The 15816-nt window shown below is 53.3% G+C and carries 19 protein-coding genes, 1 tRNA gene and 3 pseudogenes; 16 read left to right on the top strand and 7 right to left on the bottom strand.

All coding sequences use genetic code 11. From position 1 onward, the window contains the following. Positions 1-33: 33 nt before the first annotated feature. The gene (locus ACTJJI_RS22435) at positions 34-765 is read right to left on the bottom strand and encodes a MurR/RpiR family transcriptional regulator (RefSeq protein ID WP_014833183.1); all 732 of its coding nucleotides are present in this window, start codon (positions 763-765) and stop codon (positions 34-36) included. A gap of 265 nt (positions 766-1030) precedes the next feature. Here ACTJJI_RS22435 and trhA point away from each other — a divergent pair, with 265 nt between their 5' ends. Continuing rightward, positions 1031-1690, top strand: coding sequence for a PAQR family membrane homeostasis protein TrhA (trhA, locus tag ACTJJI_RS22430; protein ID WP_003863433.1), 660 nt, complete (start codon positions 1031-1033; stop codon positions 1688-1690). 109 nt (positions 1691-1799) lie between these two features. On the opposite strand, the gene ygfZ is transcribed toward trhA, so the two are convergent. Then, on the bottom strand, positions 1800-2780 hold the full coding sequence (ygfZ, locus tag ACTJJI_RS22425) for a tRNA-modifying protein YgfZ (RefSeq protein ID WP_047361362.1): 981 nt from the start codon (positions 2778-2780) through the stop codon (positions 1800-1802). A 294-nt stretch (positions 2781-3074) separates the two neighbouring features. Here ygfZ and sdhE point away from each other — a divergent pair, with 294 nt between their 5' ends. Both sdhE and ACTJJI_RS22415 read left to right on the top strand, forming a co-directional pair. Beyond that, positions 3075-3341: an FAD assembly factor SdhE gene (sdhE, locus tag ACTJJI_RS22420; RefSeq protein ID WP_013098615.1), complete on the top strand. Its 267-nt coding sequence runs from the start codon at positions 3075-3077 to the stop codon at positions 3339-3341. Next, positions 3322-3735 carry a protein YgfX gene (locus ACTJJI_RS22415; RefSeq protein WP_014833181.1) on the top strand — a complete coding sequence of 138 codons (414 nt, stop codon included), beginning with the start codon at positions 3322-3324 and terminating at the stop codon, positions 3733-3735. Before sdhE ends, ACTJJI_RS22415 begins: the two co-directional genes overlap by 20 nt. Positions 3736-3741: 6 nt before the next feature. Here the strand turns inward: ACTJJI_RS22415 and fldB are convergent, their stop codons facing one another. Further along, complete coding sequence (gene fldB / locus ACTJJI_RS22410; protein WP_046889569.1) at positions 3742-4263, bottom strand: flavodoxin FldB; 522 nt, start codon at positions 4261-4263, stop codon at positions 3742-3744. 101 nt (positions 4264-4364) lie between these two features. Between fldB and xerD the strand changes: the two genes are divergently transcribed. The 5 genes from xerD (at position 4365) to lysS (ending at position 10458) form a co-directional block, all read left to right on the top strand. Beyond that, complete coding sequence (gene xerD / locus ACTJJI_RS22405) at positions 4365-5261, top strand: site-specific tyrosine recombinase XerD (RefSeq protein ID WP_014833179.1); 897 nt, start codon at positions 4365-4367, stop codon at positions 5259-5261. 28 nt (positions 5262-5289) lie between these two features. Further along, positions 5290-6003: a bifunctional protein-disulfide isomerase/oxidoreductase DsbC gene (gene dsbC, locus ACTJJI_RS22400; protein ID WP_395999730.1), complete on the top strand. Its 714-nt coding sequence runs from the start codon at positions 5290-5292 to the stop codon at positions 6001-6003. Between the two features lie 5 nt (positions 6004-6008). Further along, the gene (gene recJ, locus ACTJJI_RS22395) at positions 6009-7742 is read left to right on the top strand and encodes a single-stranded-DNA-specific exonuclease RecJ (RefSeq protein WP_063426871.1); all 1734 of its coding nucleotides are present in this window, start codon (positions 6009-6011) and stop codon (positions 7740-7742) included. Positions 7743-7832: 90 nt separating this feature from the next. Then, positions 7833-8931 (top strand): peptide chain release factor 2 gene (gene prfB / locus ACTJJI_RS22390; RefSeq protein ID WP_096927693.1). Its coding sequence is split into 2 segments (ribosomal slippage): positions 7833-7907 and positions 7909-8931, totalling 1098 coding nucleotides; the frame shifts between segments, so codons are not numbered across the junction. Positions 8932-8940: 9 nt separating this feature from the next. Beyond that, entirely contained in the window at positions 8941-10458 is a 1518-nt protein-coding gene (gene lysS, locus ACTJJI_RS22385; protein ID WP_013098608.1) for a lysine--tRNA ligase, read from the top strand. Between the two features lie 47 nt (positions 10459-10505). On the opposite strand, the gene idi is transcribed toward lysS, so the two are convergent. Beyond that, positions 10506-11048 (bottom strand): isopentenyl-diphosphate Delta-isomerase, encoded by a 543-nt coding sequence (idi, locus tag ACTJJI_RS22380; protein WP_014833175.1) that lies wholly within the window; start codon positions 11046-11048, stop codon positions 10506-10508. Positions 11049-11210: 162 nt separating this feature from the next. On the opposite strand from idi, the gene actS reads away from it, so the two are divergent. The 6 genes and pseudogenes from actS to ACTJJI_RS22350 all read left to right on the top strand — a co-directional run bounded on the left by actS (position 11211) and on the right by ACTJJI_RS22350 (position 13868). Further along, positions 11211-11954, top strand: coding sequence for an amidase activator ActS (gene actS / locus ACTJJI_RS22375; protein ID WP_043951693.1), 744 nt, complete (start codon positions 11211-11213; stop codon positions 11952-11954). Positions 11955-12034: 80 nt separating this feature from the next. Beyond that, positions 12035-12108: transfer RNA gene (locus ACTJJI_RS22370), tRNA-Gly, on the top strand. Between the two features lie 541 nt (positions 12109-12649). After that, the gene (locus ACTJJI_RS22365) at positions 12650-13000 is read left to right on the top strand and encodes a hypothetical protein (RefSeq protein WP_046889576.1); all 351 of its coding nucleotides are present in this window, start codon (positions 12650-12652) and stop codon (positions 12998-13000) included. Then, positions 12999-13133: pseudogene (locus ACTJJI_RS22360) on the top strand (capsid protein); the annotation flags it as partial. The gene ACTJJI_RS22365 and the pseudogene ACTJJI_RS22360, both read left to right, overlap by 2 nt. After that, positions 13129-13338 (top strand): annotated as a pseudogene (locus tag ACTJJI_RS22355) (hypothetical protein); the annotation flags it as partial. The pseudogenes ACTJJI_RS22360 and ACTJJI_RS22355, both read left to right, overlap by 5 nt. Then, positions 13335-13868, top strand: coding sequence for a thioredoxin fold domain-containing protein (locus ACTJJI_RS22350; RefSeq protein WP_014833171.1), 534 nt, complete (start codon positions 13335-13337; stop codon positions 13866-13868). The pseudogene ACTJJI_RS22355 and the gene ACTJJI_RS22350, both read left to right, overlap by 4 nt. A gap of 159 nt (positions 13869-14027) precedes the next feature. Here the strand turns inward: ACTJJI_RS22350 and ACTJJI_RS22345 are convergent, their stop codons facing one another. The 3 genes from ACTJJI_RS22345 to ACTJJI_RS22335 form a co-directional block, all read right to left on the bottom strand. After that, positions 14028-14270, bottom strand: a complete 243-nt coding sequence (locus ACTJJI_RS22345) for a hypothetical protein (RefSeq protein WP_014833170.1) — start codon at positions 14268-14270, stop codon at positions 14028-14030. Positions 14271-14321: 51 nt separating this feature from the next. Beyond that, positions 14322-14591 (bottom strand): hypothetical protein, encoded by a 270-nt coding sequence (locus ACTJJI_RS22340; RefSeq protein ID WP_125365443.1) that lies wholly within the window; start codon positions 14589-14591, stop codon positions 14322-14324. Between the two features lie 244 nt (positions 14592-14835). After that, entirely contained in the window at positions 14836-15108 is a 273-nt protein-coding gene (locus ACTJJI_RS22335) for a hypothetical protein (RefSeq protein ID WP_440655584.1), read from the bottom strand. Between the two features lie 144 nt (positions 15109-15252). Here ACTJJI_RS22335 and ACTJJI_RS22330 point away from each other — a divergent pair, with 144 nt between their 5' ends. Both ACTJJI_RS22330 and ACTJJI_RS22325 read left to right on the top strand, forming a co-directional pair. After that, a complete protein-coding gene (locus tag ACTJJI_RS22330) occupies positions 15253-15378 on the top strand; it encodes a transposase (RefSeq protein ID WP_440655582.1) in 126 nt (41 codons plus the stop codon). Positions 15379-15456: 78 nt separating this feature from the next. Next, positions 15457-15693, top strand: a pseudogene (locus ACTJJI_RS22325) (IS3 family transposase); the annotation flags it as partial. Between the last annotated feature and the right edge of the window lie 123 nt (positions 15694-15816).

Below are 15816 nucleotides of genomic sequence, written 5' to 3'. Positions count from 1 at the left end.
TTGTAATTTGTTACATGCAAAAAACAGGATGTTTTATTCTGTTAATTTCTTCGCCAGTTTACGCCCGAGCGACTCCAGAATATAAATAACGGGGATTTGGGTGGTGATATCATACACGCCTGCAATACGTGTCTGTGGAACATGCCAGGAAAGATTAAAATCGGCCAGTTTTGCCAGCCGCGAATGCTCATGGCTGGTAATGGAAAGTACCTTGCAGTGATGCAGGCTGAACTGGCTGGCAAAGCGCAGGATCTCTTCCGTTTCACCGGATACCGACAGTACAATCGCCAGCGCATTTTTGGCCATGTCATTGGTTACCGGGAAATAAGGATCGTCGATATGGTTGCTGAATTTACCGATATTAGAAAAGAAGCGTGCGCCATATTTTGCCAGCGAGCCTGAGGTCCCCGCGCCGACAAAGATAATTCGCTCGGACGATAATATTATCTCCACCGCTTCATCTAATAATGTATCGAACTCTTCATTATTAACGCTTTTAAAGAAGCTGATAATTTCACTGGCACCAAAATTTACCTGCTGAGGCTCATTCTGCTCCAGATAGAGCTTAAAGCGTACGCGGAATTCAGAGTAGCCTTCGCAGTTGAGTTTGCGGCAAAAGCGCAGGATAGTGGTGGTGGAGACACCCGCCGCGTCCGCCAGTTCGCGGATTGTCATGTACATCACTTTGTCACGATTTTTGATGACATAGTTGTAGACCATCATCTCCAGATTATTGAGACTGGCAATGGCGGCGTGGGTGAACATACTCACAGTGGCATAACTCTCATTCAGACTTCATTGATCCATCATAACATGCAGCCGGAGGGCAGGATCCATTTTTATGCCTTTGATTCATAATGATTAAATTTTAATGTGAACAAATGTAAGGTGAAACGGTTTTTTATATATATGATTTTTATATATAAATTATGGATTGAAATTATTTTAGCTAACAGGTGTTCACTGGAATCATTCTCAGTTAGCATAGTCATGCGATGAATAATCATCTTTCGTTTTCCCGGAGTTTTGTATGGTGAGCAGACCATTAATCGCACAGGGATATTCACTGGCTGAGGAAGTAGCCAACAGCATCAGCCACGGCATTGGCCTGGTGTTTGGGATTGTCGGTTTAGTGTTATTACTGGTGCAGGCGGTGGACACCAACGCCAGTGCCATGGCCATTACCAGCTACAGCCTGTATGGCGGGAGTATGATCCTGCTGTTTCTGGCGTCGACGCTGTATCACGCCATTCCGCATCAGCGGGCGAAGATATGGCTCAAAAAATTTGACCACTGCGCTATCTATCTACTTATTGCAGGCACCTACACGCCGTTCCTGCTGGTGGGCTTGAACTCACCGCTGTCGCGTGGCCTGATGATTGTGATCTGGAGCCTGGCATTGCTGGGGATCCTGTTTAAGCTGACCATCGCGCACCGGTTTAAGGTGCTGTCGCTGGTGACCTATCTGACGATGGGCTGGCTGTCGCTGATAGTGGTTTATCAGCTGGCGATTAAGCTGGCGGTAGGGGGCGTGACCTTGCTTGCCGTAGGCGGCGTGGTCTACTCGTTGGGCGTCATTTTCTATGTCTGCAAGCGCATCCCTTATAACCATGCTATCTGGCACGGCTTTGTACTTGGGGGCAGCGTGTGTCACTTCCTGGCAATTTATTTGTATGTGGGGCAGGTGTAGTTTTTACATCTTGCGGCCTGTTGCCCTCACCCCAACCCTCTCCTACAGAGAGAGGGAGAACACCAAAACCGTAGGCCCGGTAAGCGCAGCGCCACCGGGCGATACAGCATCACTCTTCCAGAGAATACGGCAGCGGCTCAATACTCAGTGTATTGGCATCATCACGCACGCGGAACACGCTGTCGGCTTCCATGTCGTTGTTCATCACCGCCTGCACCAGCAGACGGCCATCATCCAGTTGAACGGCGGCTAACACAGTGCCGGTACGGCGCCAGTTTTCGCCCATCTTCAGTTCTAAATCTTCACCCGCTTCCGGTACACGGCTGGCGTGACCCGCCAGGGTCCACAGTGCACGCTTATTCGCGCCGCGGAATTTCGCTCGCGCGACCATCTCCTGGCCGGTGTAGCAGCCTTTTTTAAAGCTGATACCGCCCAGCGCCTGCAGGTTGGTCGCCTGCGGAATAAACTGCGCGCTGTTGGCCGCATCAATCACCGGCAGACCCGCTTCAATGTTCAGCGCCAGCCACTGCTGGCTGTTATTGAACTGGGCTTCACCGCGCAGGGCCTCAGTAACGCGTTCGGCGGTCGCGGTGTCGGTCACCAGCAGGAAACGCTCTGCAGGGTGTTCAAACCACAGGATGGAGGTTTCACCTTCGCTGACCAGCTGTTTTTCTGCATCCGGCAGGTCGCTGAACAGGTTTTTCAGCGCAGCACGCGCCTGGAAACCGGCCACGCCCAGCAGCACGTGCTCGTCATCTGGTGCAATCGTGACTTTGGAAAAGACCGCGTATTTTTTCAGCTCTTTGAGCTGTTCATCACGCAGGCTGCGGCGCTCAATAAAGGCAAAGCCATCCTGACGGCGGAACAGGCGCAGGTTACTCCACATTTTGCCTTTTGGATCGCAATGCGCAGCCAGCAGGTGCTGATGTTCGGTCATCTGGCTGACGTCTGCCGTGACCTGGCCCTGCAGGTATTTTTCGGCGTCGGCACCCACGAGTGTGGCCAGCGCCCAGTCATCAAGAGAAATAAGCGTCAGCGGCAGACGCGCAGAGGCGGCGGGCTGGCGAGGAGAAAATGGTGTAAATGCCATAACGGTATCCTGAATTGCTTAACGCTTTGATAATGCCTAATGGTAAAAGAGACTACAGCCATTGCAAGCGCTTTCAGCAGGCCATTCGTGCCATAACGCAGCAATGCGTAGCGCCACGCAAAATAGTGTAATCCGCTGTCTTTATAGGGTTTATTCTGGAAGCCCGCTTCAGCTTCGCAATATTCCAGTAAAGAAACGGTCAAAAACACGTTACACTAGCGAGTGTCCCCGCAGAGAAATAAAGAAGACTGAACGGGGTACCGACTGTGCCAAACGTAATGCAGGAAACAGAACATGGATATTAACAACAAGGCCCGTATTCACTGGGCATGCCGACGCGGCATGCGTGAACTTGATATCTCCATCATGCCTTTCTTCGAATATGAGTATGACAGCTTAAGCGATGAGGATAAGCGTCTGTTTGTTCGCCTGCTTGAGTCTGACGATCCCGATTTATTCAACTGGCTGATGAACCACGGCAAGCCCGCCGACACCGAGTTGCAACGGATGGTGCAATTAATTCAAACACGGAATCGGGAACGTGGTCCTGTGGCAATCTGATCTTCGCGTCTCATGGCGCTCCCAGTGGATGTCGTTATTGCTCCACGGCCTGGTCGCGGCCTTTGTTTTACTGATGCCGTGGCCGCTTAGCTATACGCCGCTGTGGCTGTTGTTGCTGTCGTTCGTCGTGTTTGACAGCGTGCGCAGCCAGCGCCGGATCAATGCCCGCCAGGGTGAGATTAAATTACTGATGGACTCCCGCCTGCGCTGGCAGGGGCAGGAGTGGGATATCCTCGGTATGCCCTGGATGCTCAGTTCCGGCATGATGCTACGGTTACGCCAGGTGGGCGGCGGTAAGTGCCAGCATCTGTGGCTGGCCGCCGACAGTATGGATATTGCGGAGTGGCGGGATCTGCGCCGGATGATATTGCAGCAGCAACCGACGCAGGAGTGATACGCGTTAGCTGAACTTCTCAGCCATTTCGCCCAGAATCTGTTCGCACCAGGTTTGCAGACGTTCATCACTCAGATCGTACTGGTTGGTTTCATCCAGCGCGAGCCCGACAAACAGCTGGCCGTCTGCGATAACCGGCTTTTTACTGGTGAACTCGTAACCTTCCGTTGGCCAGTAGCCGATAAACGTAACGCCTTTCGGGGCCAGCTTATCATGCAGCATGCCGAGCGCATCCAGGAACCATTCACCGTAACCGAACTGGTCGCCCATACCGTACATGGCAATGATTTTGCCGTCGAGGTTGAGCGTATCGAGCTGATCCCAGATGGCTTCCCAGTCTTCCTGTATCTCGCCGAAATCCCAGGTCGGGATGCCGAGGATCAATACGTCGTATTGCTCCATCAGCGTGAGCGCATCATCTTTCAGGTTATGCAACGTCACCAGTTCCGGGCCAATGATGTCGCGAATTTTCTCTGCTGCCATTTCGGTGTAGCAGGTGCTGGAACCATAAAACAGACCAATATTCATCGCGTATCTATCTCAATTCTTGCTATGACTTTGCGCGTAGTGTACCAGAAACCGGTCGCAATCAGGCATAATGCCCGGATTGCAGAATCAAAGGGGCTGATGTGGAAAAGGATCTCGCACTCATCGAGCAGTTTCTTGACGCGCTGTGGCTGGAGAAAAACCTGGCCGAGAATACGCTGAGCGCCTACCGGCGAGATCTCACCATGCTGGTGGAGTGGCTGGCACGCCGGGAACTGTCGCTGGAGAGCGCACAAAGCGACGACTTGCAGGCGCTGCTGGGCGAGCGTATGGAAGGGGGCTACAAAGCCACCAGTTCCGCGCGTCTGCTCAGTGCAATGCGTCGACTGTTCCAGCATTTGTACCGCGAGAAAATTCGCGCAGACGATCCCAGTGCTCTCCTGGCATCGCCTAAACTCCCGCAGCGGCTGCCGAAAGATCTCAGCGAAGCACAAGTTGAGAGATTATTACAATCACCCGCAGTTGACCTGCCGCTGGAGTTACGCGATAAAGCCATGCTTGAGCTATTGTATGCTACCGGCTTGCGCGTTTCGGAACTGGTTGGCCTGACGATGAGCGACATCAGCTTGCGTCAGGGCGTGGTTCGTGTGATCGGTAAAGGGAACAAGGAACGGCTGGTCCCGCTGGGAGAAGAGGCGGTGTACTGGCTGGAAACGTATCTGGAGCACGGACGTCCGTGGTTGCTGAATGGCGTTTCTATCGATGTCTTGTTCCCCAGCCAGCGTGCGCAGCAGATGACGCGACAAACGTTCTGGCATCGCATCAAGCATTACGCCACACTGGCGGGTATTGACAGTGAAAAGCTGTCGCCGCATGTGTTGCGACATGCCTTCGCGACACATCTGCTGAACCACGGCGCCGATCTGCGCGTGGTGCAGATGCTGCTGGGACACAGCGATCTTTCCACGACGCAAATTTACACCCATGTCGCGACGGAACGCCTGCGGCAGCTACACCAACAGCACCACCCTCGTGCGTGAGTGCCGACGAATTGTTACAGGATCTTATATGAAAAAGTCTTTTGCGCTGTTCACCCTGCTGGCAGCCTCTTTTACCGGTTTTGCCCATGCGGATGACGCCGCTATCAAACAGTCGCTGACGAAACTCGGCGTGACCAGCAGCGATATTCAGCCTGCACCGGTGGCGGGGATGAAAACCGTTTTAACCAACAGCGGCGTGCTGTACGTAACCGAAGACGGTAAACACATTATTCAGGGGCCGATGTACGACGTAAGCGGCGCGCAGCCGGTGAACGTGACCAATCAGCTGCTGATGAAAAACCTGAATGCGCTCGAAAAAGAGATGATCGTTTATAAGGCGGCGCAGGAAAAACACGTCATTACCGTCTTTACCGACATCACCTGTGGCTACTGCCACAAGCTGCATGAAGAGATGAAAGATTACAACGCGCTGGGTATTACCGTGCGTTATCTGGCTTTCCCTCGCGCGGGCGTGCAGAGCCAGCCTGAGCAGGACATGAAGGCCATCTGGTGTGCGAAAGATCGTAACAAAGCGTTTGATGACGCGATGAACGGTAAAGGCGTGCAGCCGGCTTCCTGTGATATTGATATCGCCAAACACTACGCGCTGGGCGTGCAGTTTGGCGTGACCGGTACGCCAGCCATTGTCTTAAGCAACGGCTACGTTGTGCCGGGCTATCAGGGGCCAAAAGAGATGAAAGAGTTCCTCGACGCGCACCAGAAACAGTTTGGTGGTAAATAATCCGCGTGAAAGCCCCAATAAAATTGCGCCGCCGTGACGCGGTTGAACAGGCTGATTTGCCAGCCGATCTTCCGCCGCTGTTAAAGCGGCTCTATGCCAGCCGCGGCGTGCGGAGCGCAGGCGATCTTGAGCGCAGCGTCAAAGGGATGCTGCCCTGGCAGCAGCTGAACGGCATCGAAAAAGCCACAGAGATGCTCTACAACGCGCTTCGTGAAGGAACGCGCATTGTGGTGGTGGGGGATTTCGACGCCGACGGCGCCACCAGTACCGCGCTGAGCGTGCTCAGCCTGCGCGCGCTGGGCTGCGAAAATGTCACCTATCTGGTGCCCAACCGCTTCGAAGATGGCTATGGTCTCAGCCCGGAAGTGGTCGATCAGGCGCATGCCCGCGGCGCACAGATGATCCTGACCGTTGATAACGGGATCTCTTCCCATGCGGGTGTCGATCACGCGCATCAGTTGGGGATCCCGGTGCTGGTCACTGACCACCACCTGCCGGGTGAAACGCTGCCGGCCGCTGAAGCCATTATTAACCCGAACCTGCGCGACTGCGATTTCCCGTCGAAATCACTGGCGGGCGTGGGCGTGGCGTTTTATCTGATGCTGGCGCTGCGCACGCTGCTGCGAGATAAAGGCTGGTTCGAATCCCGCGGGATTGCCGTGCCCAATCTGGCCGAGTACCTCGATCTTGTCGCGCTCGGTACCGTTGCGGACGTGGTACCGCTCGATACCAATAACCGTATCCTCACCTGGCAGGGGTTAAGCCGCATACGTGCGGGCAAATGTCGTCCGGGCATTAAGGCGCTGCTGGAGATTGCGAACCGCGATCCGCTCAAGCTCGCCGCCAGCGATTTGGGCTTTGCCCTCGGCCCGCGCCTGAACGCGGCCGGCAGGCTGGACGATATGTCCGTCGGAGTCGCACTGCTGCTGTGCGATAACATTGGTGAAGCGCGCGTGCTGGCGAATGAACTGGATGCGCTGAACCAGACCCGCAAAGAGATTGAACAGGGAATGCAGGCTGAAGCGCTGACCTTGTGCGAAAAGCTTGAACGCAGCGGTGACACATTGCCGGGTGGGCTGGCTATGTACCACCCTGAGTGGCATCAGGGGGTGGTGGGGATTCTGGCGTCGCGCATTAAAGAGCGTTTCCATCGTCCGGTGATTGCGTTTGCACCCGCAGGCGATGGCACGCTGAAAGGCTCCGGTCGTTCGATTCAGGGGCTGCACATGCGCGATGCGCTGGAGCGTCTCGATACACTTTACCCGGGCCTGATGCTCAAATTCGGTGGTCACGCGATGGCGGCAGGTTTGTCGCTGGAAGAGGCGAAATTCGAGGAGTTCCAGCGTCTGTTTGGCGAGCTGGTGACCGACTGGATCGACCCCGCTCTGCTGCAGGGTGAAGTGATTTCCGACGGTGAGCTCGCACCGATGGAGATGACCATGGACGTGGCGCAAATGCTACGCGATGCAGGCCCGTGGGGGCAGATGTTCCCGGAGCCGCTGTTTGATGGCCGCTTCCGTCTGCTGCAACAGCGCCTTGTAGGCGAACGTCACTTGAAGGTGATGGTGGAACCGGTGGGCGGCGGCCCGCTGCTGGACGGTATCGCCTTTAACGTCGATACCTCTGTCTGGCCGGACAATGGCGTACGCGAGGTCGAACTGGCCTACAAACTGGATATCAACGAGTTTCGCGGTAACCGCTCCCTTCAGATCATTATCGACAATATCTGGCCAATTTAGCGGCAGTAATCTCTATAAAAAAGGGCGTGGATTCGGTACAATCCCGCTCTTATCACCGCATTTTGACAAGTCCATAAAAGAAAACAGACCATGTTTGAAATTAATCCGGTAAAAAACCGTATTCAGGACCTCACGGAGCGCTCTGACGTTCTTAGGGGGTATCTTTGACTACGATGCCAAGAAAGAGCGTCTTGAAGAAGTAAACGCCGAGCTGGAACAGCCAGATGTCTGGAACGAGCCAGAACGCGCGCAGGCGCTGGGTAAAGAGCGTTCCTCTCTCGAAGCTATCGTAGATACGCTGGATCAAATGGCTCAGGGACTGGAAGACGTTTCCGGTTTGCTGGAGCTGGCTGTAGAAGCCGACGACGAAGAAACCTTTAACGAAGCCGTGGCAGAGCTCGACGTGCTGGAAGAGAAGCTGGCGCAGCTTGAGTTCCGTCGTATGTTCTCCGGCGAATACGATAACGCTGACTGCTATCTCGACATTCAGGCGGGTTCTGGCGGTACTGAAGCACAGGACTGGGCCAGCATGCTGATGCGCATGTACCTGCGCTGGGCAGAAGCGCGTGGTTTCAAAACCGAAATTATCGAAGAGTCTGAAGGTGAAGTGGCTGGCATTAAGTCCGTCACCATCAAGATCATTGGTGACTACGCCTACGGCTGGCTGCGTACCGAAACCGGCGTTCACCGCCTGGTACGTAAGAGCCCGTTCGACTCCGGTGGCCGTCGTCATACCTCCTTCAGCTCCGCGTTTGTTTACCCCGAAGTTGACGAAGATATCGATATCGAAATCAACCCGGCGGATCTGCGTATCGACGTTTATCGCGCATCTGGCGCGGGCGGACAGCACGTTAACCGTACGGAATCGGCGGTACGTATTACCCACATTCCAACCGGGCTGGTAACACAGTGCCAGAACGACCGTTCCCAGCATAAGAACAAAGACCAGGCCATGAAGCAGATGAAAGCGAAGCTTTATGAGCTGGAGATGCAGAAGAAAAATGCTGAGAAACAGGCGATGGAAGACAACAAGTCCGACATCGGTTGGGGCAGCCAGATCCGTTCTTATGTCCTTGATGACTCCCGCATCAAAGACCTGCGCACCGGGGTTGAAACCCGTAACACGCAGGCGGTGCTGGACGGTAGCCTGGACCAATTTATCGAAGCAAGTTTGAAAGCAGGGTTATGAGGAACCAACATGTCTGAACAACAAGCACAGGGCGCTGACGCGGTAGTCGATCTTAACAACGAACTGAAAACCCGCCGCGAGAAGCTGGCAGCGCTGCGCGAGCAGGGCGTGCCGTTCCCGAACGATTTTCGTCGTGATCACACCTCAGACCAACTGCACGCTGACTTCGACGCTAAAGAAAACGAAGAGCTGGAAGCGCTGAACATCGAAGTGGCCGTTGCGGGCCGCATGATGACCCGTCGTATCATGGGTAAAGCCTCTTTCGTTACCCTGCAGGACGTGGGCGGCCGCATTCAGCTGTACGTTTCCCGTGACGATCTGCCGGAAGGCATCTACAACGAGCAGTTCAAGAAGTGGGACCTGGGCGATATCCTGGGCGCGAAAGGTAAACTGTTCAAAACCAAGACCGGTGAACTGTCTATCCACTGTACCGAACTGCGTCTGCTGACCAAAGCCCTGCGCCCGCTGCCGGACAAATTCCACGGCCTGCAGGATCAGGAAGCGCGCTACCGTCAGCGTTACCTGGATCTCATCTCTAACGATGAATCCCGCAAGACCTTCAAAATTCGCTCTCAGATCATGGCCGGTATCCGCCAGTTCATGGTTAACCGCGACTTTATGGAAGTGGAAACCCCAATGATGCAGGTGATCCCTGGCGGCGCATCTGCGCGTCCGTTCATCACCCATCATAACGCCCTGGACCTGGACATGTACCTGCGTATCGCGCCGGAACTGTACCTGAAGCGTCTGGTGGTGGGTGGTTTCGATCGCGTGTTCGAAATCAACCGTAACTTCCGTAACGAAGGCATCTCCGTGCGTCATAACCCAGAGTTCACCATGATGGAACTCTATATGGCGTATGCCGATTACAAAGATCTGATCGAGCTGACCGAATCCCTGTTCCGCACCCTGGCGCAGGACATTCTGGGCACCACGCAGGTCCCTTACGGTGAAGAAGTGTTCGACTTCGGCAAGCCGTTCGAAAAACTGACCATGCGCGAAGCTATCAAGAAATACCGCCCGGAAACCAACATGGCGGATTTGGATAACTTCGATTCTGCGAAAGCGATCGCTGAAAGCATCGGTATTAAAGTCGAGAAGAGCTGGGGTCTGGGCCGTATCGTGACTGAGATCTTCGAAGAAGTGGCAGAAGCGCACCTGATTCAGCCGACCTTCATCACGGAATACCCGGCTGAAGTGTCCCCGCTGGCGCGTCGTAATGACGAGAACCCGGAGATCACTGACCGCTTTGAATTCTTCATCGGTGGCCGCGAAATCGGCAACGGCTTTAGCGAGCTTAACGATGCTGAAGATCAGGCGCAGCGCTTCCAGGATCAGGTTGACGCGAAAGCGGCAGGCGACGACGAAGCGATGTTCTTCGACGAAGACTACGTGACGGCCCTGGAGCACGGCCTGCCACCAACGGCGGGTCTGGGTATTGGTATCGACCGTATGGTGATGCTGTTCACCAACAGCCACACCATCCGCGACGTGATCCTGTTCCCGGCGATGCGTCCGGTGAAATAACGTCGTCCAGACTGAAAAAGCCCCGTGCGATAGTCGCCGGGGCTTTTTTATTTGGCGGCGAAGGCCCGCAGTTTTTCGCGTGCGGTCGTCGCTTCCATCACCATCCAGGGGCTAAAGGCCCACGGTGTGGCATCCAGGGCCTGGAACAATGCGTCCAGATCAACCCATTCGTATGCCATCACTTCATCACTGTTGATCGTCAGCCCATTCGTGATCCTGGCGGCAAAGACCGGGCAAATCTCATTTTCGACGATCCCGGAAGGATCGGTTTCGCAATAGCGAAACTCAGCGGCGACAGGGGTGATATCGGTAATTTCCGCACCCACTTCGAAGCGACAACGGCGAACAATAGCTTGCTCAATCTCTTCGCCAGATTGCGGATGTCCGCAGACTGAGTTCGTCCACACACCCGGCCAGGCTTTTTTGCTTAATGCGCGACGGGTGATCAGACACTCCCCTTTGGCGTTAAACAGCCAGGAGGAGAACGCCAGATGTAGCGGAGTGTGGGAGGTATGTGCTGCATACTTTTCCTGAGTGCCAATCACCATTCCCTGGTCATTTACCAAAATAACGTGTTCTTGAATACTCATTGATGCTCCAGTGCTAACCATGCGGATGGTTAAGCACCATCAGCGACGCCATTATACTGCATTCTTATACGAACGGTTTGACCCACAGAGCGGAAAAGGGCTGACCCATTTCTGTTTGGGCTGGTATCATAGGGCGCCATTCACGCTGACCGAGGATCTGTTTTGTTTGCAGGAAGCCTGACGAGAAACCCCATCACTGCTGTTTTCTGCCTGACGCTGGCGCTAATACTGGCAGGCTGTTCAGGGAGCAAATCTTCAGACATGGGCAGCTATTCCGGCGCGGTGTATACCGTGAAGCGCGGGGATACGCTGTACCGGATTTCGCGCGCGACGGGGACCAGCGTGAAGGATCTGGCGCGTCTGAATAACATCTCTCCGCCTTACACCATCGAAGTGGGGCAGAAGCTGAAGGTTAACGGCAGTTCGTCCTCGGGCAGAAAATCCTCGTCGAAAGGCAAAACAGCCAAAGTGACGCCCTCTTACGCGGTGCCGCAGTCCTCCTGGCCGCCTGTCGGGCAGCGCTGCTGGATCTGGCCGGCCAGCGGCAAAGTGGTATTGCCGTACTCCTTGTCCGAAGGGGGCAACAAAGGTATCGATATTGCAGCCGCGCGCGGTACGCCGGTTTATGCATCCGGTGCAGGGAAGGTGGTGTACGTGGGCAACCAGCTGCGCGGTTACGGTAATTTGATCATGATTAAGCATGGTGAAGACTACATCACGGCCTATGCGCATAACGACACAATGCTGGTTAACAACGGCCAGAACGTGAAGGCGGGGCAGAAGATCGCCACCATGGGCAGCACGGGGACGGATACGGTGAAGTTGCACTTCCAGATCCGTTATAAGGCCACCGCCATCGACCCACAGCGTTATCTCCCGGCGCAGGGCAGCAAGCCGAAGTGCTAAGTGATTATTTTATCGCCATTTAGTTGCGAAGAGGCTTGTATGAAGAAGCGTAAGGTCTATAATGCCTTACGCACCTCAAAGCGGGCGTAGTTCAATGGTAGAACGAGAGCTTCCCAAGCTCTATACGAGGGTTCGATTCCCTTCGCCCGCTCCAGATCACTGATAAATAAGCACATTGTTATTTATCAGCTAGTTACTTTACCCCGCTAATGCAGGTATAGCCGTAACTACACATTGCACAATCGCCGCGCCTGTCGCGTGGTTGGTGTGTGGTAGTCGGGAGCACATCACCGCGCTGGCAGTGGTTTCAACGTTCTTACTGCGACAGCCCAACAACGAACAAAAGCCGCCTACTCGGCATAATCCCGAAGACTTTTAGTGAAGCGCATTTTAGCCCGATGCCCCCGTTCTGTCGCCGTCGCGAGACGCCGCAGGGGATAAACAGGTTAATGGTGGTCACGGTACTTGCAGACCATATGCAAGCTCTGCCAGCGGTTCGGCCTCGCTCCCCTTGGGTACATGGTCATCCTGATAAACATCCCTAACTGACATAACCCTGATGAAGTCCCCAGAGGCCCGCTTGTTGTCTTACCACCAACGGGGTTTTATGGATTCTATTGCGGTATGTGTATGGAATCATGTATGTGATAGCTTTGGTACACTGCATAAAAACAAGTACTGCTGGATGGAACACGATGCGCACACAGAAAAGTCTTAAAGACATTTATGAAGCCAGATGCGCAAGGTACGAGAAGCACCTGCACGCTGGTATGGATACCACCTCAATCATACTGAAAGGGCATCTTTTCGTTGAGGAATTGCTTTTTGATATTCTGAAATTGCATTGCCGGAATAGCGTCCCGATTGAGAATATTAAGCTCGGCTTTAGCCATAAGCTGAGCCTAGTGCATGCTATGTTTGGATCTCATTTACCGGGCGTGGAATTCCCTAAAAATGTTTGGGCTGCTTTGGATAAATTGAACAAGTTGCGGAATGCACTTGCACATAACATTGACTCTCCAAGAGCTGCCGAAGTATTTAAGTAAAGCTGCTGTTAATCGATTCCTGACTGAGAAAGATATTCCGGTGGCGGAGCTGGCACTGCTTATCGATCCGGCTTGGTTCATCATCCTGATGGAACATAAGAAGTTAATGAACGTCCGTTACAGCCGGGATACTGTTCATGGACGAAGCAACCAGCCATCTGGATGAAGAAAATGAAAAACTTATCAACCGCGCCATATCCGGCCTTGATATGACCCGCATTATCATTGCACACCGTCCGTCGACCATCGCTTCTGCTGACAGAGTTATCTCCCTGGGAACACATCACAGCCCGGAACACAGTAACGAAGGGCATGAATCAAAGGGGATCCATCTATGAAAACTGGCTTTATGAGTTCTCTGCTTGCTTTGCTGGTTCTGGGGGCTGCTAACAGTTCGTTTGCCCTGACACCGGAGGAATCAGTAAAAGAAATCGCCGATCACCTTGAAGAACTTAAACCCATAACCTGGGTTGCTCCGGCAGAAAAATATCATCTGGTGGTATTTATTGATAATCAATGCAGCTACTGCTCTGATGTGGTCAAACATGTTCAGCACTATACAGACGCCGGGCTGACCATGTCATTTCTGACTGTCGCCCCGGCATCTATCAGAGACTCGGTGATCGAGGATATGGCCAGAGTCTGGTGCTCTGGCTTACCCCGGGAAAGCCTGCGTATGGCCATGGAAGGTTTTTTACCTGACAATGACAGTACTCCGGCCTGTCAACACACGATCGTGCAACAATCAGAACTCGCACACCGTGTGGGAATAGAGGTGACGCCGGTAATGGTGGTAATGCAACCTACACCTGTTGTATTCACCGGGAATGTTAAACCGGAATATATACTTAATACGCTCGGTAAGTAGTTGCAAAAGGTCGCGGTTAACAAGCCTCGCCAGGTAATGCAACCAGACGCAGAACTTCCTGCGTCTGGTATTTCCACTGTAGAGCATTCGAGATGGATGTCGCCAGGTAACACTGAAGCATAGAGTTTCTCAAGAACCCCATTATTAGCTTAACAGAACTTACCTCAGCAAAGATTCAATAACGCTACTGAAAGTAATATCTCCACTAAAGTCCTTCAGGGCATTGGTATTGGTTTCCAGATATGCTTTCAGTTTCAGCACTGCTGCCTGCTTGTCTGTCGCCTCTGTTTCAAAATCGATTTTTTCGTATTCTGACGATGTGGATAACTGGTCGGCGTAAACCGACTGACTTACGGCAGTAACAATATCCGCACTACTTTTAAAAAAGACAAACTTAGGCATAGATCTTCCTTAAACCTGCAGCCTGGGTATTGCTGCAGGTTTTCTCATCAATTAACGGTTGGTACCAACATGGTCACGTCCGCCTCCGGTGCATCCACCGCCTCCACCAAACGAACCACCGCCTTGTCCGAAATGATTCGCCTGACTGCCACTCCCGCGATTTGAAGTCTGGTAATCACGGTTCTGTTTGCCGGAGTTTCCCCCCTTTGAGCCTGCAGAACCGGATGAGCCACCACAATTACTGCCGCCTGAACGACCACAGGTATCGCCCAGCCCGGCTCCTGCTACCGTACTGTATTGTGAAGAATGGATTTCTTTCATTTGAATTCCTTTTGCAAAAATGAGCGACCTCAGAAGAGCCAGTACTGGTTTCGTTAACGGGAGAGGTCCAGTTCAGACCGGTGAAAAACAGTATCACTGTCTGTATCACAAGAAGAGCAGTCAATACTTGCTTCCCACATGCTCGCTGTATTGGCTCTGCAGTTTATCTGTGCTGCTGTCTTTGGTCATATTTAACGGGCCTTAAACACAGGGCTTCCCCTGCGTGGATATAGGAACTCAGTGATTAACGGCCATCAGCAGAGGTCCGTCCTCTGGCTCCTCCGGAACAACCACCGGATGAACCAAACGAACCACCGCCTTGTCCGAAATGATTCGCCTGGCTGCCACTCCCGCGGTTTGAGGTCTGGTAATCACGGTGCTGTTTGTCTGAACTTCCCCCATTATGACCAGCAGAACCGGATGAGCCACCACAATTACTGCCGCCAGAAGGGCCACAGGTATCCCCCAGCCCGGCTCCGGATACGTTACTGTACGGCGTCTTATCTATAACTTTCAAAAAAAATCCTTTTACAGTTTTTTTAATTAAACCCTGAGCAAATATTGAATCGCCACGGGTTTAACAGACACCTCAGAGTCATTTATGGACTGACCCCGCCCCGGTAGACGATCCTGCCCTATAGTTTGAGCATAGGAGGAGCGTATGGGCACACCACGATTTACACCTGAATTTAAGGAAGAAGCCGTCCGTCAGATAACGGAACGCGGTTATTCCGTCGCCGAAGTATCTGGCCGTCTGGGCGTCTCTGCACACAGCCTCTACAAGTAGCTACGGGCTATCAAACCTGATAACAACGAGCAGCATGCCCGGGATTTACTGGAAGCTAAAAGCGAGATCCTGAAACTCCGGGCCAATAACCTGGCACCGAGCATGAGCCGGCGTGGCAACTGCCAGGATAATGCGGTGGCCGAATCGTTCTTCAGTTCACTGAAAAAAGAACGCATCAGGAAGAGAATATACAAAACCCGAGATCTGGCCCGGGCGGATATCTTCGATTACATTGAAGTGTTCTACAACCGGGCCCGGCGCCACAGTCACCTCGGCGGCGTCAGTCCGGAGGCCTTCGAACAGGCCTCGTCGTGAGGACAGGTGTTACCAACGGTGCAAAACTGATCCACCCCAGCGGTTGAAAATTGATCCAGGGGTTAATCTGCTCCTCTGAATACAGGGGAGCTTATGATCACTTTTGAGATTCGTATGGAAATT

It is taken from the genome of Enterobacter sp. 22466 (genome assembly GCF_052044775.1).
Lineage (GTDB): Bacteria > Pseudomonadota > Gammaproteobacteria > Enterobacterales > Enterobacteriaceae > Enterobacter > Enterobacter dissolvens.
Note: the sequence above shows the minus strand (reverse complement) of the source record. Positions and strands in the feature narration are given on the sequence as shown.